This is a genomic window from Actinopolyspora biskrensis (assembly GCF_013408175.1).
GTDB classification, from domain to species: domain Bacteria; phylum Actinomycetota; class Actinomycetes; order Mycobacteriales; family Pseudonocardiaceae; genus Actinopolyspora; species Actinopolyspora biskrensis.
In genome coordinates this window covers 422,132-440,482 of the sequence record NZ_JACBYW010000004.1, presented here as the reverse complement: position 1 = coordinate 440,482, position 18,351 = coordinate 422,132, and the positions used below count along the sequence as shown (strand labels likewise).

At 70.2% G+C, this 18,351-nt stretch carries 19 protein-coding genes; 5 read left to right on the top strand and 14 right to left on the bottom strand.

Annotated elements, in window-relative coordinates; translation table 11 throughout:
- The first annotated feature begins 92 nt into the window (after window positions 1-92).
- Window positions 93-872, top strand: coding sequence for an inositol monophosphatase family protein (locus tag FHR84_RS13105; protein ID WP_179535763.1), 780 nt, complete (start codon window positions 93-95; stop codon window positions 870-872).
- A 116-nt stretch (window positions 873-988) separates the two neighbouring features.
- Here FHR84_RS13105 and FHR84_RS13100 read toward each other — a convergent pair whose 3' ends face one another.
- The 8 genes from FHR84_RS13100 to FHR84_RS13065 form a co-directional block, all read right to left on the bottom strand.
- Window positions 989-1,303 carry a hypothetical protein gene (locus tag FHR84_RS13100; protein WP_179535762.1) on the bottom strand — a complete coding sequence of 105 codons (315 nt, stop codon included), beginning with the start codon at window positions 1,301-1,303 and terminating at the stop codon, window positions 989-991.
- Window positions 1,300-3,645 (bottom strand): glycohydrolase toxin TNT-related protein, encoded by a 2,346-nt coding sequence (locus FHR84_RS13095; RefSeq protein ID WP_179535761.1) that lies wholly within the window; start codon window positions 3,643-3,645, stop codon window positions 1,300-1,302. Before FHR84_RS13095 ends, FHR84_RS13100 begins: the two co-directional genes overlap by 4 nt.
- Window positions 3,642-3,974 (bottom strand): WXG100 family type VII secretion target, encoded by a 333-nt coding sequence (locus FHR84_RS13090; RefSeq protein WP_179535760.1) that lies wholly within the window; start codon window positions 3,972-3,974, stop codon window positions 3,642-3,644. Before FHR84_RS13090 ends, FHR84_RS13095 begins: the two co-directional genes overlap by 4 nt.
- Window positions 3,971-4,459 (bottom strand): YbaB/EbfC family nucleoid-associated protein, encoded by a 489-nt coding sequence (locus FHR84_RS13085; protein WP_343075262.1) that lies wholly within the window; start codon window positions 4,457-4,459, stop codon window positions 3,971-3,973. Before FHR84_RS13085 ends, FHR84_RS13090 begins: the two co-directional genes overlap by 4 nt.
- Window positions 4,460-4,613: 154 nt before the next feature.
- Window positions 4,614-5,279 (bottom strand): adenosylcobinamide amidohydrolase, encoded by a 666-nt coding sequence (locus tag FHR84_RS13080; RefSeq protein WP_179535758.1) that lies wholly within the window; start codon window positions 5,277-5,279, stop codon window positions 4,614-4,616.
- Entirely contained in the window at window positions 5,276-6,226 is a 951-nt protein-coding gene (locus FHR84_RS13075) for a hydroxymethylglutaryl-CoA lyase (RefSeq protein ID WP_179535757.1), read from the bottom strand. The genes FHR84_RS13080 and FHR84_RS13075 overlap by 4 nt, the downstream gene beginning before the upstream one ends.
- Before the next feature lie 46 nt (window positions 6,227-6,272).
- Complete coding sequence (locus tag FHR84_RS13070) at window positions 6,273-6,779, bottom strand: PH domain-containing protein (RefSeq protein ID WP_179535756.1); 507 nt, start codon at window positions 6,777-6,779, stop codon at window positions 6,273-6,275.
- A gap of 89 nt (window positions 6,780-6,868) precedes the next feature.
- The gene (locus FHR84_RS13065) at window positions 6,869-7,702 is read right to left on the bottom strand and encodes a biotin--[acetyl-CoA-carboxylase] ligase (RefSeq protein WP_179535755.1); all 834 of its coding nucleotides are present in this window, start codon (window positions 7,700-7,702) and stop codon (window positions 6,869-6,871) included.
- 155 nt (window positions 7,703-7,857) lie between these two features.
- Here FHR84_RS13065 and FHR84_RS13060 point away from each other — a divergent pair, with 155 nt between their 5' ends.
- Together FHR84_RS13060 and FHR84_RS13055 are read left to right on the top strand one after the other, a co-directional pair.
- Window positions 7,858-9,495, top strand: a complete 1,638-nt coding sequence (locus tag FHR84_RS13060) for an acyl-CoA carboxylase subunit beta (RefSeq protein ID WP_179535754.1) — start codon at window positions 7,858-7,860, stop codon at window positions 9,493-9,495.
- 197 nt (window positions 9,496-9,692) lie between these two features.
- On the top strand, window positions 9,693-9,983 hold the full coding sequence (locus FHR84_RS13055) for an acyl-CoA carboxylase subunit epsilon (RefSeq protein WP_179535753.1): 291 nt from the start codon (window positions 9,693-9,695) through the stop codon (window positions 9,981-9,983).
- Between the two features lie 267 nt (window positions 9,984-10,250).
- On the opposite strand, the gene FHR84_RS13050 is transcribed toward FHR84_RS13055, so the two are convergent.
- The 3 genes from FHR84_RS13050 to FHR84_RS13040 form a co-directional block, all read right to left on the bottom strand.
- Window positions 10,251-10,457 carry a hypothetical protein gene (locus FHR84_RS13050; RefSeq protein ID WP_179535752.1) on the bottom strand — a complete coding sequence of 69 codons (207 nt, stop codon included), beginning with the start codon at window positions 10,455-10,457 and terminating at the stop codon, window positions 10,251-10,253.
- Between the two features lie 201 nt (window positions 10,458-10,658).
- A complete protein-coding gene (glpK, locus tag FHR84_RS13045; RefSeq protein ID WP_179535751.1) occupies window positions 10,659-12,164 on the bottom strand; it encodes a glycerol kinase GlpK in 1,506 nt (501 codons plus the stop codon).
- Window positions 12,165-12,265: 101 nt separating this feature from the next.
- Window positions 12,266-13,009 (bottom strand): MIP/aquaporin family protein, encoded by a 744-nt coding sequence (locus tag FHR84_RS13040; RefSeq protein WP_179535750.1) that lies wholly within the window; start codon window positions 13,007-13,009, stop codon window positions 12,266-12,268.
- A 326-nt stretch (window positions 13,010-13,335) separates the two neighbouring features.
- Here FHR84_RS13040 and FHR84_RS13035 point away from each other — a divergent pair, with 326 nt between their 5' ends.
- A complete protein-coding gene (locus FHR84_RS13035) occupies window positions 13,336-14,124 on the top strand; it encodes a DeoR/GlpR family DNA-binding transcription regulator (RefSeq protein WP_246300512.1) in 789 nt (262 codons plus the stop codon).
- A gap of 145 nt (window positions 14,125-14,269) precedes the next feature.
- Window positions 14,270-16,009 carry a glycerol-3-phosphate dehydrogenase gene (gene glpD, locus FHR84_RS13030; RefSeq protein WP_179535748.1) on the top strand — a complete coding sequence of 580 codons (1,740 nt, stop codon included), beginning with the start codon at window positions 14,270-14,272 and terminating at the stop codon, window positions 16,007-16,009.
- A 177-nt stretch (window positions 16,010-16,186) separates the two neighbouring features.
- Here glpD and FHR84_RS13025 read toward each other — a convergent pair whose 3' ends face one another.
- From FHR84_RS13025 to FHR84_RS13015, 3 genes are read right to left on the bottom strand one after another with little or no spacing between them, the layout of a single operon-like run.
- Complete coding sequence (locus FHR84_RS13025) at window positions 16,187-16,999, bottom strand: ESX secretion-associated protein EspG (RefSeq protein ID WP_179535747.1); 813 nt, start codon at window positions 16,997-16,999, stop codon at window positions 16,187-16,189.
- A complete protein-coding gene (locus FHR84_RS13020) occupies window positions 16,996-17,841 on the bottom strand; it encodes a PPE domain-containing protein (protein WP_179535746.1) in 846 nt (281 codons plus the stop codon). Before FHR84_RS13020 ends, FHR84_RS13025 begins: the two co-directional genes overlap by 4 nt.
- Window positions 17,842-17,869: 28 nt before the next feature.
- Window positions 17,870-18,253, bottom strand: a complete 384-nt coding sequence (locus FHR84_RS13015) for a hypothetical protein (protein ID WP_343075261.1) — start codon at window positions 18,251-18,253, stop codon at window positions 17,870-17,872.
- Window positions 18,254-18,351: the final 98 nt, after the last annotated feature.

Below are 18,351 nucleotides of genomic sequence, written 5' to 3'. Positions count from 1 at the left end.
TCGAGAGCGGCCCGACACAGCGAGGCGCCGACTCACGTGACGGCTAAGCAACCACCCACGCAAAGCACCGCCGCGAGTTCTAGAGTACTGCTGTGAGCACACCTGACCTGGATCTGGCCCACCGGCTGTCCGACCGCGCGGACGAAATCACCAACGCACGCTTCCGTTCCACGGACCTGCGGATAAGCAGCAAACCCGACCGGACCCCCGTGACCGACGCGGACCTGGCGGTCGAGGACACGGTGCGGGCGGAACTGGCCGAGCACCGCCCGGACGACCTCGTCGTCGGCGAGGAACGCGGCGGGGACCTAACCAGGGGACGTTTCTGGATCCTCGACCCGATCGACGGGACCAAGAACTTCCTGCGCGGTTTGCCCGTCTGGGCGACCCTGACAGCGCTCGTCGAGGACGGCTCGCCGGTCGTGGGGGTCGTCAGCGCTCCGGCCCTGCACCGTCGCTGGTGGGCCTCCGCCGGCGGAGGCGCCTACCGGCGGATCGGAGCGGACGGCCCGGCGGAGCGGATCAACGTCTCCGAGGTCTCCGAACTCGCCGACTCCTACTTGTCCACCACCCACCTGGGCAGCTGGACGGAGCGGGAGCTGCGGGCCGAATACCTGCGGCTGGTGGACGCCTGCTGGGAAAGCCGCGCCTTCGGGGACTTCTGGCAGCACTGCCTGGTCGCCGAAGGAGCGATCGACCTGGCCGCCGAACCGCTGGCGAACGAGTGGGACCTCGCCGCTGTCCAGGTCCTCGTCGAGGAGGCCGGAGGCAGCCTCACGGACCTGTCCGGGCGACGGCGCTTCGACGGGGGCGAGGCTCTGTCCTCGAACGGCACCGTTCACCGTAAAGCACTGGAGCTGCTGGGCGGCTGACCGACGTTCTCCGTCTCCCCGCGTCGCGGGCGGTTCCGCGGCGGAACCTCCCGCGGGCTTCGCTCCGCCGGGACCCGACGTCGGGCAGCCACGGGCCCCGCTCGGACCCCCTCCGGTCAGGAACCGGACGCGTCCGGCATCCGGAACCCCTTCGGAGGGGTGCTGCCGGTGTCGAGCTGGCCCACCGCTCCGCGCAGCGCCTGGGTCCAGGTCAACCGCCCGAACAGGTAGAAGCAGGCCACCTGCTCGGAGGTGAACCGCGCCCAGTCGTAGCGGTTCCCCTGCTCGCGCCAGAAGACGTCCCAAACCTGCTGCCCCTCGGAGTCGGTGCGCAGCAGGCACCACGCGTCGTCGGCCTCGGCCCCGAGAGACACCACCTGGGGCGGCACTCCCATCGACTCCAGCCAGCCCGTCAACGATTCGGTGTTCATCCGGTCTCCCGATTCGGTTCCTCCGCCGAGTCGCCCTCCGTCACCTCCACCACCTCGGTTTCGAGGCGGAGCCGCACGGTGCTCTCCTCGGTGGCCCGTTCGGCGGGTTCCTGTGCGCCGTCGAGTTCGAGCAGCGTTCCGGAGGCGACCAGTTCGACGACGGGGTGGGTGGCACGGTACCGCACACCACCTCCCGGCTGTTCGAACCAGGAAACGGACAGCCCCCGCCACACCGGAAGCGCTCGGGCGACGCGGTAGCGCCGGTAGGGACGCAGCCGGAACTCCGGAGGCAGCGCACGGGCGGCGAAAGAAGTGCCCTCCGGGGCGAGCACTCTGCCGTGCTCGTCCCCGAGGCGGTCGAGCACGGTTCCCGGCTCCAGCACCACGGGCTCCCCGGCCTCGACCCCGTTGTCGGGGCAGCCGTGCCGCGCGGGCCAGTCGTAGTGCCCACCGGTGTCCGAAGTGCCCCGCGAGCCGTAGCGGAGCTCCCATTCGTACTCGCTCAGCCCCGGGTCCGTCCCGAGCGGATCGTAGCCCTCCAGCAGTCGCTCCGGGATCGGGTGCGTCGTCGCTTCCGGCTCCGTTCCGGAGTCCCGTCCGATCCCCGCGAGGTGCTCGTCCCCCCGAGCGAACATCGCCCGTTCGGCGAGGTGGGAACTCGGGTGATCGCACGGCGGGAAACCCACCGGCTCCGGCTCCGCGGTCCCGCCCGTGCCGGACCACTGCTCGCTCGGGCGTCCGCTGGACACCGGCATGTGTCCGATGGGGAACTGGTGCAGCACGAAGGCGACCACGGCCGAGTCCCGCTCGTTGTTCCGCAGTGGACGTCTGCCGTCCCCGGGCTGCTGCTGGGAGGGTTGTTGCGGCGGGGGCTGCGCGGGTGGCTGCGGGGCCCCCGCTCCGCCTGCCGCTCCGGGAGGAGCGCCGCGTGCCGGTGGATTCCCCGGTGGATTCCCCGGCTGAGCCGCACCGGGGTACGGCGTCCCGCCGAATCCGCGAGGAGGTTGTGCGGAACCTCCCGGTGGGGCCACTCCGCCGTGCCCCGGGTTGCCCCCGGCAACCGGAGGCCGCCCCGCTCCGGGGTGCCCCGTCCCCGGGGGAGGGGCACCGGTCTGCTGCGGCCGGGCGCCGCCGAGGGGAGGCTGCTCCGGGCGCGCGTGCTGAGCGGCCGGACCGGGCTGTTGCGCCTGGGAAAGCGGTCCGGCGGAACCACCTGGTCCCGCCGCCTGCGGAAAGGCCTGCCCCTCGCCTCCCGGAGAGGCCGCCCAGGCCTGGTGCACGGCCTGCGGGGCGGTTGCCGGATCCCGCCCGGCCGCACCCGTGCCACCGCCCCCGTCCGCTGCCGGTGCGCGCTCCCCACTCCCGGCACCGGGGATCGGCCCGGTGCCGGACGTGGCCGCGACAGCGCCCCGTGCGGTTTCGTCCGCCCTCCGGATCGCCTCGGCCGAGACCGGCCCCGTCGACTCCCGGTCGGGCGGTCCGCTGCCGGTGTGCTCGCCGGGGGCGAGGTCCGGCGCGGCTGGTTCGACCGGCTCGGACGGGTCCGGGACCGTTTCCGGGTTCTGCCGGGTGAACAGCTTCTCCGCGATGCTCGTGTCCTCTCCGGACTCCTCGGAACCGGACGGTCGCTCCCCCGGGGGAACCGGGCTCTCACGGTCCACGGCCCCGGAAACGTCCGAAACAACGTCCGAAACGCCGGGGACCTCGGGAACACCGGACGAGGCGGGATCCGGGTCCTCCCCGGAAAGTTCCGGCGCCGCCCCTGCCGGAGACAGCCGCTCCCCGGAGGACGCGATACCGGACACCGGGGAATCCACCGCCTCCACCGTGACGCCCGATCCACTGTCCACCGCCGTGACCAGGGTGCGATCGAGTTCGGCCACGTTGGCGGCCGTGGCCCGGACGAGAGTCTCCGACTCCGCTCCGGACACCCGGTTCCCGGTCGCTACCGCGGACTCGGCCACGTCGAGCTGCTTGGCCAGCGTGACCAGCTCCCGAACTATCCTGACCTTGGCCGCTCCCACCTGCGCGGCGGCGTGCTCCAACCGGTCGGCGGCCGCCGTGCACTCGCGCACGCAAACCGGCAGGTGCCCGGACTCCGGGTCGATGAACCCGTCCCACTCGCGCCGGGCCGCCCGACCCGTCTCCCCCTCGACCGCGACGAGCGCCCGCTGCGCGGACGCGTCGGAAGCACGCGCGAGCCCGCCGACGGAGTCCGCCGCGTCGCGCCAGGCCCGCGCCGCGGCACGCATCGCGTCCTCGTCCGCCTCCGGCCAGTGGGTTCCGGTGCGCCGGGCGACGTCCCGCAGCTCCGCGGGCAGTTCGATTCCCAACCGACTCACTCCCGTTCACGCTGACCGCCGTCGACACCGTCCACCCGCTCGACGGCGGCGTCGTCGGCCCGGCGGTAGGTTTCCGCGGTCTCCGAGAACTTCGTTCCCAACTCTCCGAGACGCGCGGGCAGCTCGTCGAGAGCCGTCAGTGCCCGTTCCACCCCGGGAAGGTGCAGTGCGGCGAACCGCTCGCCGACCTCGTCGGCGCCCCAGCAGTCCCGGGCGCTCTCGAGCGCGTCGCGCAGCTTCGCCACGGCCCGCTCCGCGTCCGCCGCGTGTTCGCCGAAAGCATCGGCCTGCTCGGTGAGTCGCCGGGGATCACCACGAAATCCGCTCATCGCCCACCTCGTTCCTCGGATCCCCAGCTCCGCAACCAGCCGCGCCGTTCGTACGGCTCCTCTTCCTCCTCGTCGGTCTCCGCCGGCGAGCCCTCCTCCGACCCGGTCGGAGGCGAACTCCGCGGGAACTCCTCGCCCGCCCCGGTCCGCCGCCCACCGCACAACGCCGCCGGATCGGCCCCTGCGGGCAGCACTTCGGTCACGGCCGCCTCCGCCCGCCGGGCCACCCTGTCCGCGGCTGTCCCGGAAAGCCGCACGATGAGCTCGGCCAACTCCGCCGGACGGTGCTGTTGGTAGGCCTGTTCGGACAGTCGCAGGTCCCGGAGCGAGCCCCCGGAGCCGACGGTCACCGAGACGGCCCCGCGTTCACTGGTGACCGTTTCCTCCATGGACTCCAACTCGCCCCGCAGCGCGGAAGTCCGCTCGCGACTGCGCCGGTATTCGGCGACCAGCTCCTCGACCCGCGCCCTGTCTTCGACGGCCACGGACACTCACCTTCCTTCCGCTCTCCTCCCCCGCCGTGCGCGCACGACGGGAAACGCCCGGGCCCCGGCAGAGGTGCTCGCGAGCCTCGGACGTTCCGAGGTCCGGAACGGTTCCGTCCCGCGGGCACGCGGCCCACCGCCGGACCGGAAGGCCTCACCGGCCGCGGGGGTCCCGAACTCGCAGTCCCGCGATCACCGCACTGCGCACGGCACGGGCGAGCGGGGCGCCGATCACGGAGCGGGGTCCGCCGTACGGCTCCGGTTCACCGTCGACGGGACACAGCACCACGGTAGCGTCCGTGCAGGTCCCCGTTCCCGGAACGCCCGCTTCCGACAGCGCCTGCGCCTTGGCCTCGGCCACCGTGGCCACGAGGTTCACCAGAGCCGACTCCTTCAGGCGAACCGGCGAGAAGCACACCGCGTTTATGGTCCCGGGAACGTGCCGGACGAGGTGTTCGGTACGCGCCCGCTCGTGGGCGGCCCAGACCGGGTAGCCCACCCCGGTGGTCACACTCGCCCGCACCCCGGAGTCGGTGGCGGTGACCGCGTGGCCCACGTCCACGGCGGTCAACAATCCGCTCCCCTGGCCGGTCAGCTCCAGCTCCTCCGCGAGCTCGGCGACGTGCCCCTCGGGGTCCGCACGGTCGTACCCGCTGGGCACGGTGGCGTTGAGCACCCAGTGGCGCACGCCCAGCCCGCCCCCGTACACGGCCGAGGAAACCGCCAGCCACGGGCTCCGGCACTCCCACAGCAGCAACGGCCCGCCCCGGGCCGTGCGAGCCGCGGCTTCGGGGAAGGGCGCCCACTCCGCCGTCGTCACCGCGCCAGCGCCTTCACCACCGCCGAGGGGCTGGGTTTGCCGAGCTGCTCCTCCATCCAAGTGCTGGCGTCGACCAGCATCTTCAGGTCCACCCCGTGCTCGATTCCCAGGCCCTGCAGCATCCACACCAGGTCCTCGGTCGCGAGGTTCCCGGTGGCCGAACCCGCGTAGGGGCACCCGCCGAGCCCTCCCGCGGAGGAGTCGACGGTGCTCACCCCCATGCGCAGCGCCGCGTAGGTGTTGGCCAGCGCCTGCCCGTAGGTGTCGTGGAAGTGCACCCCGATCCGTCCGACCGGGACATCGGCGGCGCGGAAGGCACGCAGCACCGCCTCCACCTGGCCCGGTGTGGCCACTCCGATGGTGTCGCCGAGCGAGAGCCGGTCACATCCCATCTCCAGCAGCCGCCTGCCCGCGGAAACCACCCGGTCCACGGAGACCTGGCCCTCCCACGGGTCGCCGAAGACCATGGAGAGGTAGCCACGCACCCGGACTCCCGCCTCCACGGCCTTGCGCACCACGGGCCGGAACATGGCGAACTGGTCGTCGAAGCGGCTGTTGAGGTTGCGCTCGGCGAAGCTCTCCGTGGCCGAGGCGAAGATCGCCACGTCCTCGACCCCCGAGCTCAGCGCCCGTTCCAGGCCGCGTTCGTTGGGTACCAGCACCGGGTAGCGCACTCCCGGTTTGCGTGCCAGCCCGTCGACGACCTCGGCGGCGTCGGACAACTGCGGGACCCACTTCGGGTGAACGAAGCTCGTGGTCTCGACGACCGGCAGCCCCGCGGCGTTGAGCCGGTTGATGAATTCGAGCTTCACCGCCGTGGGAACGGCCCCGCTCTCGTTCTGCAGACCGTCCCGGGGACCGACCTCCCAGATCGTCACCTTCTCCGGAAGTTCCGGACTTTCCGGCGAGCGTGTCACTTCCGGCAGCCCGATCTCGCGCACACCCATCACAAATTTCCTTCCATCGGTGGTCGACGACCATCGTCCCGACAGCTCAACCGGCGGGGTGTCCCCCTTCCGAGTCCTCGTCGAGCGTGCCGTAGAGCAGCGACTGCACCCGGTCGACGTCGGATATGTCGTCGAACTCCAGCGGCTCGTCCGAGGCCGACTCGACGATCAACGTCCCGCTCCCCAGCAAGCGGTCGAGCAGACCGCGGCGGGATCGGACACTGTTGATCCTGTCCACCGGGATGTGCACCCCCGAACGGGTGATCACGCCCTCGCGGACCATCAGCCGCTGAGTGGTGACGACGAAATGGGTCGTCCACCAGCGCAGCAGGGGAGTCAGAACCAACCAGATCAACAGCACTCCGCCGATCACCCCGAGCGCGCCCCACAGCGTGGTCCGCCACGGGCCGGAGGCGGCGAGCACGGCGAGGTATCCGCCGCCGACACCGACGACGAGCAGCACGACGAAGGGCCGGACCAGCATCCTCCAGTGCGGATGCCGGTGCAGCAGCACGTGCTCACCCTCGCCGAGAAGATCGTCAGGGTAGGCCATGGATTACCCCCTTCGGTTCAGCCGCGAGCATCGATCACCGTACCGGTACTCGCCCTCCCCACTCGCCCGCGCACCCGCGCGGACGAGGCTCACCGCTCGGCCGACCGCAGATGGACCACGTCACCCGCCGAGACGGGAGTCCGCTTCCCGTCCCGTCCGCGCACCACGAGCCTTCCGTGCTCGTCTATGTCGCGAGCCGTTCCCTCCAGAACCCGGCCACCGCCGAACTCCACCCGCACACGCCTGCCGAGCGTCGTGCACAGGTTCCGGTACCGCTCCAACAGCCGGGAATCCACCTCGGTGCCGGGGTCGCCGCTGCGCCACTGCTCCTCCGTCTCGGAGAGCCGTTCCAGCAACCGGGCCAGCAGATCCCCCCGATCCACCTTCGCCCCCTCCGCCGCCAAGGAGGTGGCAGGCAGACCACCGGCGCCGGCGGGAAGGTCGGCGGCGTCGTGGTGCACGTTGACCCCGATACCGAGCACCACGGCCATGCCGTCCAGAGTGGACACCACGTCGGCCAGGATCCCCGCCGCCTTGCGCTCGCTGCCGAGCAGCATGTCGTTGGGCCACTTCAGCACTGCCTCCAGGCCGGTTTCCTCGCGCACCGTCTCGCTCAGCGCCGTCCCCGCGAGCAGCGGTATCCACGACAGCGCCGAACGCGCGGTCACCACGGGGCGGAGCAGCACACTCACGTGCAGGCCGTAGTGGCGCGGCGAGACCCAGGACCTCCGCATCCGCCCCCGCCCCGCCTGCTGCTCCTCCGCGACCAGCACGGTCCGGTCCGCCGAGCCCGCGTTGGCCGCGGCGATCAGATCGGTGTTCGTCGACCCGGTAACGGTCACCACATCGAGGGCGCTGTACGGACCGTTCCCGACCAGGCGCGCGCGCAGGGTCTCGAGGTCCAACGGGGGCGGGGTGCTCATGCGCCCAGGCTATGCGGTGCGCGCACGCCGCCCACCGGGTCACCTCCCTCCCGCACTCGACCACCCGCGCGGGGTTCGACCACGAACCGCGGAGTGACGCGAGTCACCGGCCACCTGTTCGTGGTCTTTCGCGAGGCGTGGCTAGGCTGCCTGGCATGAGCAGTGCGACCGAACCGATCGGTGAGCCACCCACCGGCGAGCCGGACATCCACACCACGGCCGGAAAGCTGGCCGATCTGTACCAGCGGAACTTCGACGCAGTACACGCAGGTTCCGAACGCGCGGTGGAAAAGCAGCACGCCAAGGGCAAGCGAACCGCGCGCGAGCGGATCGACATGCTGCTGGACGAGGGATCGTTCATCGAGCTGGACGAGCACGCCAGGCACCGTTCGACGAACTTCGGCATGGACTCCTCCCGCCCGTACGGCGACGGGGTGGTGACCGGTTACGGCACCGTGGACGGCCGTCAGGTGTGCGTGTTCTCGCAGGACTTCACCGTTTTCGGTGGTTCGCTCGGCGAGGTGTTCGGCGAGAAGATCGTCAAGGTCATGGACCTGGCGCTCAAAACGGGATGCCCGCTGATCGGCATCAACGACTCCGGGGGAGCGCGCATCCAGGAGGGCGTCGTCGCGCTGGGGCTCTACGCGGAGATCTTCAAGCGCAACACGCACGCTTCCGGGGTAATCCCGCAGATCTCGCTGATCATGGGGCCCTGCGCGGGCGGCGCGGTGTACTCGCCCGCGATCACCGACTTCACGGTCATGGTCAACGAGACCTCGCACATGTTCATCACCGGGCCCGACGTGATCAAAACCGTCACCGGTGAGGACGTCAGCTTCGAGGAACTCGGTGGTGCGCACTCGCACAACTCCAGGTCCGGCAACGCGCACTACATGGCCTCCGACGAGCAGGACGCCATCTCCTACGTGCAGGAGCTGCTGTCCTTCCTGCCCTCGAACAACCTCGCCGAGCCGCCGGTGCTGGACGCCCCGGCCGAGCAGGGATCCGTGTCCGAGGGGCTCACCGAGGCCGACCGGGAGCTGGACACCCTGATCCCCGACTCGCCGAACCAGCCCTACGACATCCACGAGGTCATCAACCGGGTGCTGGACGACGGCGAGTTCTGCGAGGTCTCCCGGATGTTCGCGCCGAACATCGTGGTCGGCTACGGACGGATCGAGGGGCACAGCGTCGGCATCGTCGCCAACCAGCCGACCCAGCTGGCCGGGACCCTGGACATCGACGCCAGCGACAAGGCGGCCCGGTTCGTCCGCACCTGCGACTCGTTCAACGTCCCCGTGGTGACCTTCGTCGACGTCCCGGGCTTCCTGCCCGGCACCGACCAGGAGTGGAACGGGATCATCCGGCACGGGGCCAAGCTGCTCTACGCCTACGCCGAGGCCACCGTGCCGCTGGCCACGGTGATCACCCGCAAGGCCTACGGCGGCGCCTACGACGTGATGGGCTCCAAGCACCTCGGAGCCGACATCAACCTCGCCTGGCCCACCGCCCAGATCGCGGTCATGGGAGCGCAGGGGGCGACCAACATCCTCTACCGGCGTCAGCTGTCCGAAGCCGCCGAGCGCGGCGACGACGTCGAGGCGGTGCGGGCCGGACTCCAGCAGGAGTACGAGGACACGCTGTGCAACCCCTACGTCTCCGCGGAACGCGGGTACGTGGACTCGGTCATCCCCCCGTCGCACACGCGGGGGCACCTGGCGCGCTCGCTGCGGATGCTGCGCAACAAGAAGGAGTCGCTCCCCGCGAAGAAACACGGCAACATCCCGCTGTGACCCGGCCCGCCCGAGAAGTTCGGGTCACCGGGCACCGCCGACCGGCCCGGGCCACCGCGTTCCGGAGGCGAGCGCGGTGGCCGTGCCCGGGGACGCCCGGGCACGGGGGCGAGGGTGTTCGCCGCGACCGCCTCGGCGGTTCGACGACCGAGGCGAGGAGTCCTTCCAGGGGCGGCCCCGCCGTACGGAGGTAGACGATGCAAGACGACAGTGGTTCCGGCTACGAGGCGACGGACTCCGCGGTCTCCGCGGAGACGGACGCGCAGGCGCCGATGCTGCGGGTGGAACGGGGCAACCCGGACGAGGCCGAAGTCGCCGCGCTGACGGCGACCCTCGTCGGACTGGCGGGGGCGGGCTCCGCGCCGCCGGAACGCCCCTCCCGCATGTCGATGTGGGCGGACCGGGCGGCCGCGCTGCGCTACCCGGGCGGGCGCAGGCCGCTGCGTCCCGGCCCCAACGCGTGGCGGGCTTCCGCGCTTCCCATGTGACTCACCGCCGGGCGGGGGCGATGTGGAGCCGCCGCCCGGCGCCGCGCTCCCGCCGGGAACTCCCCGGAGTTCTCGGCCAAGGGGATCCGTTCAATGTGAGCGCTTTCGAGCCCGAGCAGTCGGCACCGCCGCGGGTTCTCAGTCGAGTGCCCGGCGAGGACGGCCCGACGTGGCGTAGATGGCTACTCGATGTCGGGCACCCGGAGCCGGGCGCCGACTGAGGTCCCGCCACGGAACCACCCACGCAGACCAAATCCGTGCACTCCCTTAGACCGGCGGTCTGATCCCGGGCAGCAGTCCGCCCGCACGGCAGTCCGGGCAGTCCCGCCACTCACCGAGCGTCATCCCCGCCCTGGTGTCCTCGGTGGCCTGGATCATGTACAGCCGCGGTTCGCTGACCTTGCGGAAGCCGCCACAGGTGAAGCACACCGTGTTCGGACCTCGGGAGAAGTCCACCGATCGCTTCTCTTCCATGCCCGTCCCACCTCGCAGGGGTGCTCCACCGCACCCGGTTCCTACAGTTTCGCGCGAAACGTACCTCCGGAAGCGTTCCGGAGCGACAGTTTCGCGCGAAACGTACCGCTCCGGGGAGGGCGGGGGCGCTCCGCTGCCTCGGCGGAGGCACGGTGCCCCGGCCCCTCGCGTCGTGGAGACCGGGGCGCTCCCGCCGGTCTCCTACTCGACCCAGCCGAAGGTCTTGGTCACGGCCTTCTGCCACTCGTGGTACTGCTGTTCGCGCGCCTGCTCGGACATCTTCGGTTCCCAGACCTTGTCCTCGGCCCAGTTCGCGCGGATGTCCTTCTCCCCGGCCCAGAAACCGACCGCGAGACCGGCCGCGTAGGCCGCGCCCAACGCCGTGGTCTCGTTGACCGTGGGGCGGATCACCGAAACGCCGAGGATGTCGGACTGGAACTGCATCAACAACTCGTTGTTGACCATGCCGCCGTCCACCTTGAGCGCCTTCAGGTCCACCCCGGAGTCCGCGTTCATCGCCTCGGCGACCTCGCGGGTCTGGAAGGCCGTCGACTCCAGCACGGCGCGTGCCAGGTGGCCCCTGTTGACGAACCTGGTCAGCCCCGCGATCACCCCTCGCGCGTCCGCGCGCCAGTGCGGGGCGAACAGCCCGGAGAAGGCCGGGACGAAGTAGGCACCGCCGTTGTCCTCGACCTCTGAGGCCACCTGCTCGACCTCGGGTGCGCTGCCGATCAGACCGAGGTTGTCCCGCAGCCACTGCACGAGCGAACCGGTAACGGCGATGGAGCCTTCCAGGCAGTACACGGTCGGCTGATCGTCGATCTTGTAGCCGACCGTGGTGACCAGGCCGTTCTGGCTGAGCACCGGCTCGGTTCCCGTGTTGAGCAGCAGGAAGTTGCCCGTGCCGTAGGTGTTCTTGGCCTCCCCGGGGGTCAGGCACGCCTGCCCGAAGGTCGCGGCCTGCTGGTCGCCGAGGATGCCCGAGATCGGCAGGCCACCGAGCACGCCGCGCTGCCTGAAGTAACCGTATATCTCGGAGGAGGAGCGGATCTCGGGCAGCATCGACACGGGGATGCCGAACTCGGCGCAGATGTCCTCGTCCCAGGTCAGGGTGCGCAGGTCCATCAGCATGGTGCGGGAGGCGTTGGTCGGGTCCGTGACGTGCAGCCCGCCGTCGGTGCCGCCGGTGGAGTTCCACAGCACCCAGGTGTCCATGGTGCCGAACATCAGCTCACCGCGCTCGGCCCTCTCCCGCGCTCCGTCCACATTGTCCAGGATCCAGCGGATCTTGGGTCCGGAGAAGTAGGTCGCCAGCGGAAGTCCGGTCTTGGACTGGTAGCGGCTCTGCCCTCCCTCGCCCCGGGCGAGCTCGCTGACGATCTCGTCGGTGCGGGTGTCCTGCCACACGATCGCGTTGTACACGGGCTCGCCGGTCTTGCGGTCCCACACCACCGTGGTCTCCCGCTGGTTCGTGATGCCGACCGCCGCCACCTCGGACAGCACCAGGTCGGCCTTGGCGAGCGCCCCCGCGCAGACCTGCCTGGTGTTGGTCCAGATCTCCATCGGGTCGTGCTCGACCCACCCCGCCTTGGGCAGGATCTGCTGGTGTTCGACCTGATCGACCGAGACCACCTGGCCCGAGTGGTTGAAGATGATGCACCGGGTCGAGGTGGTCCCCTGATCGATGGATGCGATGTAGGAACCCATGTTCGCTACCTTCCAATCCGCACGTTCGTTGGACGGATACGGGGTGTCCGTTTCGAGAATGCCCGCTACACGACCAGCGGGCAGAACATACCCGCCGGGTTTCAGGTGGCGGGCAGTGCCAGCGCGAGCGCACCGGCGAGTGCGCCGCCGAGGATCGGGCCGACGATCGGCACCCAGGCGTACCCCCAGTCGGCGGTGCCCTTGCCCCGGATCGGTAACAAGGCGTAGGCGATGCGCGGCCCGAGGTCGCGCGCCGGGTTGATCGCGTATCCCGTCGGCCCGCCGAGCGAGCTCCCGATACCGATCACGATGAACGCCACGCCTGCGTAGCCGAGAGCGGCGTTGCCGAAATCGGGTATCCCGTTCGCCCCGGTGGAGGCCCCCGGGCTGAGCAGGATCCAGAACACCAGCACGAAGGTTCCGATGATCTCCGTGACGAGGTTCCACGTGCCGTTGCGGACGGTGGGCCCCGTGGCGAAGATCCCGAGCGTGTTCGCCGGGTCGTCGTGCGTGTCGAACTGCAGCTTGTAGGCCATCCAGCAGACGACCGCACCGAGCAGACCGCCGATGACCTGCGCCGAGAGGTAGATCGGCACCTGGGACCACTCGAGCTGGCCGTTCACGGCCATCCCGATGGTCACGGCGGGGTTGATGTGGGCGCCCGTCGGGGCGGCGATGCTCGCACCCGCGAAGACCGCGAAACCCCAGCCGAAGTTGACCAGCAGCCAACCACCGTTGTTCCCGAGGGTCCGGCTCAGGGTCACGTTCGCGACGACACCGCAGCCGAGCAGGGTGAGCGTGGCCGTGCCGAGCAGCTCGAAGACGAAGATCGCTCCCGCAGTCATCGCGGACCTCCCGTGTCAGGCCGGCCCGCGGGCATCGGTGCCCATCCAGGGGGAGTTCCGTGTGTCGTGTGCCACCGCATAGCCGATACCACCTCCGCATGAGACTTCGCATGTCTGCCAGTTGAAGATTGGGTCACACTAGACCTGTGAAAATAAACATTGCAATAACCCCAGCTTGATGTTTTTATCGGTTCAGGTGGTTTACTTGACGCGTCCGGGACGACTCACCGAATCACGCGAGCCGGCCCGCACAGCGGACGGACACTTCGGAGGCGGGGGATGATGACACCTGTCCGTATAACCGGAGTGGCGCGAGAGGAATGACGATGGCCACGCAGGGCAGGCGCCCGTCCGGACGACAGCAGGACCGCAGGCGCAAGATCACCGAGTTGGTCATGGCCGAAGGAACCCTGCGCATCGACGACCTGATCGCGACCGTGGAAGCCAGCGCGATGACCGTCTACCGGGATCTGGCCGAGCTGGAGTCCCAGGGGCTGGTACATCGCAACAGGGGTTGCGTCTCGGCCGCTTCCTCCCTGCTGTACGAAGCGGCTTCCGAGTACCGGATGCAGCAGAACGAGGCGGAGAAGACCGAACTGGCCAAGGCGGCCGTCGAGCTGGTCGAGCCGGGCCAGGCCCTGATGCTCGACGACTCGACCACCGGGGTGTACCTGGCCGGACTGCTGCCGGACCGGGCTCCGCTGACCGTGGTGACCAACCACCGCGGCGTGTTCGGGGAGCTCGCGGGACAGCAGGGAATCCACCTGATCTGCGTCGGAGGCGACTTCCTGCCCTGGGCGGACGCCTTCGTCGGCGGCATGGCGCTGGATGCGCTCCGCGGAATGCGAGTAGACCTCGCGATCATGTCCGTCTCCGCCGTCACCGACGGTGTCTGTTTCTACCCGCAACAGGAAATGGTGCAGCTCAAAAAGGCCATGCTCGCCTCGGCAAGCCGCCGTGTGCTCTACGTCGACCACACCAAGTTCCGCAGACGCGCACTCCACGCGGTCGCGCCCGCGGAGCACTTCGACACGGTGATCGTCGATTCGAGGACGCCGGAGACCGAGGTCGAAGCGCTGCGTGACAGAGGGGCCACGGTGCGACGCTCCGGCTGATCCGGCTTCCGGGCACCGGCGAACCGCCTGTCGCACACCACGCGCATCGCGTGCTCATCCGGCATCATGACCGCTGTCGGATGTACTCGCGGGGAGGCGTTCCGCCGTCGGCGGTTGGGCTGCGAAACGAGCGAGGAGGACACAAGTGTCCAGTGACAAACCGGGAACCGCCGAGCGGCAGGCCAAACTCGGCCCGGAGGAACACGAGGAGAACTGGCGACGCCTCGGTGAGGAGGAGTTCGACGTCGTCGTCGTAGGCGGCGGCATCACCGGGGCCGGAGTCGCGCTGGACGCTGCCACGCGCGGTCTACGCGTGGCGCTGGTCGAGGCGCGCGACCTGGCGGCCGGAACCTCCAGCCGTTCGAGCAAGCTCTTCCACGGAGGGCTGCGCTACCTGGAACAGCTCGAGTTCTCGCTGGTCCGCGAGGCGCTGCACGAGCGTGAGCTGATGCTCAACCGGCTCGCCCCGCACCTGGTCAAACCGGTGAGCTTCCTCTACCCGCTGACCCACAGGATCTGGGAGCGCCCCTACACCGCGGCCGGGCTGCTGCTCTACGACCGCATGGGCGGGGCACGTTCCGTCCCCGGTCAGAAGCACCTGACCCGCGCGGGGGCGCAGCGAATGGTGCCCGCTCTCAAACGCGACGCCATGATCGGCGCGGTGCGCTACTACGACGCACAGGCCGACGACGCCAGGCACACCATGACCGTCGCCCGCACCGCGGCCCGCTACGGGGCCGTGGTGCGCACCTCGACCCAGGTGGTCGACTTCGTCCACGAGGCCGACAGGATCGCGGGTGCGCGGCTCCGCGACGTCGAGGACGGCAGGGAAACCGAGGTCCGCGCCCAGACGGTGATCAACGCCACCGGAGTCTGGACCGACGAACTGCAACGGCTGTCCGGAGGCCGCGGCCGCTTCCGCGTGCGCGCGAGCAAGGGCGTGCACGTGGTCGTGCCGCGCGACCGCATCGTCGCGGACAGCGGCATGATCCTGCGCACCGAGAAGTCCGTGCTGTTCGTCATCCCGTGGGGCAATCACTGGATCATCGGGACCACCGACACCGACTGGTACCTCGACCTCGCCCACCCCGCGGCGACCAAGAAGGACATCGACTACATACTCGACCACGTCAACACCGTGCTCGCGACGCCGCTGCAGCACTCCGACATCGAAGGTGTCTACGCCGGACTGCGGCCACTGCTGGCCGGGGAGAACGACGACACCTCGAAGCTCTCCAGGGAGCACGCGGTGGCGCGGGTCGCCCCCGGGATGATCGCGATCGCGGGCGGCAAGTACACCACCTACCGGGTGATGGCCAAGGACGCGGTGGACGCGGTCAGCAACGACATCTCGGGGCGCATGGCCTCGTCCATCACTGACAAGGTGCCGTTGCTCGGTGCGGACGGTTACCACGCGCTGGTCAACCAGGCCGACCAGCTGGCCGCCGCGCACGGCCTGCACCCCTACCGGGTCAGGCACCTGCTCGACCGCTACGGATCGATGGTGCACGAGGTGCTCGCGCTCGGCGACGAGAACCCCGAACTCCTGAAGCCCATCGACGAAGCGCCCAACTACCTCAAGGCCGAGGTGGTCTACGCGGTCCGGAACGAGGCGGCGCTGCACCTGGAGGACGTCCTGACCAGGCGCACCCGGATCTCGTTCGAGTACCCCCACCGAGGTGTCGACTGCGCCGACCAGGTCGCACGACTGGTCGGCGAACAGCTGGGCTGGGACGAGCAGCGCATCGCCAACGAGGTCGAGAGGTACTCCGAGCGCGTGCGGGCCGAACGCGAATCGCAGGACCAGCCCGACGACCAGGCCGCCGACGCCACGCGGGTCGCGGCACCGGAAGCGCGCGATCAGATCGTCGAACCGGTGAGCTAGTCAGAGCTCACCGCTGCTGCTGCGTAGGTGGTTACTCGGCGGAACCTCTCGCGGGCGCTCGCTCCGGGTGCCCGACATCGAGTAGCCACCTACGGGCCGCTGCTCGGGGCCCTCCGAGGCTCCCGGGACACCGACTCGCGTGCGGGCTGCCCGGCCACCCGCGCGTCGCAGGGACCATCACTGGTCGGTTTCGCCGAGCAGGTTCTCCAGCCGGCCGACCAGGCCACGCCGGTCCGCCGGGGCCACGGTGGTCCACAACTCGCCGGAGGGGGAGGCGCCGCGCAGCTGGGTGTAGCGCCCCCGCTCCGACTCGAAGAAGCCGACCACCTGCTCCGCCCTCCGCCGACCGGAACGCGGCCTCCGCACGGCGACACCGAACTGCCCCCGGGAACGTACCCCCTCGAGCATCCAGGCCAGCGTCTCCGCGTCCTCGTCCCGCACCCCGCGCGACCGCAACGACTCACGCAGACGCATGAGATCGTCCGCGGCCTCGGCAGCGGCCGCGTCCAGCGTCTCGCTGGGCAGGGTGACCGAACGTCCCGTTCCCACCGGTGCGTCGGGCAACACCGCGGAGACGGCCTCCCGCGCCAACCCGGTCGCCGCGGCAGGACGCAGCGAAACGGTTTCGTCCTCCTTGGTCACCACAACCGCCTCGTCCGATTCGGAACGCCCGGTACCGGCCGCGAACACCCGAACGCTGCGGCCGAACCAGCAACGACCGTCGACCTCGTAGCGCGGTGCCGCCAGCATCCGCAGCATCCGCTCCAGCCGCTCGTGCAACCCCCCGGTGCCGCACAGCCCGCGATCGTCCAGGCCGCGCCACACGTGTTCGACCAGCTCGCGGCGTTCGGCGTGCGTCCTGCCCGGGGAGGGCACTTTGAGTACGAGCGGCAGGCGCTCCATCCCGAGGTGTTCGCGAAGCACGTCGAACTCCGGCGAGGACAGTTCGACGGGTTCCGTCCGCAGCTCACGGTCCACCGCGCCGATCAACCGGAGTCACCGCCGATCACAGGGCGCGCATAAGTGCGCTGCTCCTCGAACGGGCCGGGGCCACCCGCCGTCTCCGTCACTTCGACGACCGGTTCGCTCTCCTCCCCGGCGTGCCCGTCCCGCGCACGACCGCCGTACCCGCTTCTCTCGCGGGCGGAACCACCGTTCGTCGCGCTGGACGAGTGCGGCGCGCCACTCCGTCCGGTGGCGCCTCCCGTCCCGGAAGCCGATCCGCTCGGCGCGGAACCGCCCCAGGAGATGGTCACGTCTCCCACCGACGTTCCTCCCGGGCTCGGCTGCCGGGGAACGTCCACCACCAGCTGCGGCGGCTGCTCGAAGGCGGCCAGGGAGGTCGCGTTGGCCTCGGAGGAGGCCTGGTACGTCCGCATCACGTCGAAGGCCCGCTGCTCGGCGGCATCCTGCTGACGCTCCTGCTTCTCGTAATCGGTCTGCCCACCGAACAGGTGGACCAGCGTGGAGGTGAGGCCACTGGGCTCCTCCGCACGCACCTCGACGGGCGGGGGCATCTCCGCACGGGCCTTGGCCACGCACTCGGCCTGCTGCTCCGAACAGCTCCGCATCCGCTCAGCGGCTTCCCGTGCTCGCCCCGCCCACTCGCCGAGCGGGGAGAGCGCGTTCCGCGCGCTCTCGGAGGCACGCCCCTCCCAGCCCTCGGCGGCCGCGCGCAGCGCGGCCACCATACCGCTGTCTATGTCCTCCAGGGCTCGTCCGAGTTCGCTCCACCGCCGAACCGAGGAATCGGAGGCCTCCGGGCCGGGCCCCTGGTGCAACATCTCGAACAACTCGGCATGGGTGTACCCCTGCCAACGGTGATCACTCATAAGACCTCTCCGCCGGCGCCGGTCGGGATCAGCAGCCCGTCCGCATACGTGTCACGTTGGAGTCCTCGTCCCCCCGATAACGCGTTTCGGCGTCCCGCAACGCGTCGGCCGCAGCCTGGAGTCTGTCGCGATACCCGTACAACGCCGTGAGCGCGGCCCTGTCACCACCGACCGAGTGCTCGTTGAACTTCTCCGCCGTACCGGTGCTTACGGGATCACCGGCCCAGGGACGTATGCGGAGTTCGGTGATCGCGTGTTCGATCTGCGTTCCCACTCGGTCCAGTGAGGACTGCAGGGCCTCGACGAGGTCCGGTATGGCGGAGGACTCGACACGCACGGACCCGCTCGACGAAGCTGCTTCGGTGGACGAAAGCGAACCGGCCATACCTTCCCGATAGGAACTCTCCGGCACGATCTTCCTCCAGTCTCGATAGAGCTCTTCCGGTCGAGTTGTTGGTTGTGCCGGGGTTCTTCCTCCGGCGCGGGCAACGCCGAAACGCCCACGCCGCC

Coding starts and splice junctions, on each gene's coding strand:
- glpK (WP_179535751.1), bottom strand. CDS start 12,164: ATGGGTTCCTACATCGCATCCATCGATCAGGGGACCACCTCGACCCGG.
- FHR84_RS13090 (WP_179535760.1), bottom strand. CDS start 3,974: ATGAGCGGATTTCGTGGTGATCCCCGGCGACTCACCGAGCAGGCCGAT.
- FHR84_RS13020 (WP_179535746.1), bottom strand. CDS start 17,841: ATGAGTGATCACCGTTGGCAGGGGTACACCCATGCCGAGTTGTTCGAG.
- FHR84_RS13055 (WP_179535753.1), top strand. CDS start 9,693: ATGCAAGACGACAGTGGTTCCGGCTACGAGGCGACGGACTCCGCGGTC.
- FHR84_RS13040 (WP_179535750.1), bottom strand. CDS start 13,009: ATGACTGCGGGAGCGATCTTCGTCTTCGAGCTGCTCGGCACGGCCACG.
- FHR84_RS13075 (WP_179535757.1), bottom strand. CDS start 6,226: ATGGGTGTGCGCGAGATCGGGCTGCCGGAAGTGACACGCTCGCCGGAA.
- FHR84_RS13100 (WP_179535762.1), bottom strand. CDS start 1,303: ATGAACACCGAATCGTTGACGGGCTGGCTGGAGTCGATGGGAGTGCCG.
- FHR84_RS13070 (WP_179535756.1), bottom strand. CDS start 6,779: ATGGCCTACCCTGACGATCTTCTCGGCGAGGGTGAGCACGTGCTGCTG.
- FHR84_RS13065 (WP_179535755.1), bottom strand. CDS start 7,702: ATGAGCACCCCGCCCCCGTTGGACCTCGAGACCCTGCGCGCGCGCCTG.
- FHR84_RS13060 (WP_179535754.1), top strand. CDS start 7,858: ATGAGCAGTGCGACCGAACCGATCGGTGAGCCACCCACCGGCGAGCCG.
- FHR84_RS13035 (WP_246300512.1), top strand. CDS start 13,336: ATGGCCACGCAGGGCAGGCGCCCGTCCGGACGACAGCAGGACCGCAGG.
- FHR84_RS13050 (WP_179535752.1), bottom strand. CDS start 10,457: ATGGAAGAGAAGCGATCGGTGGACTTCTCCCGAGGTCCGAACACGGTG.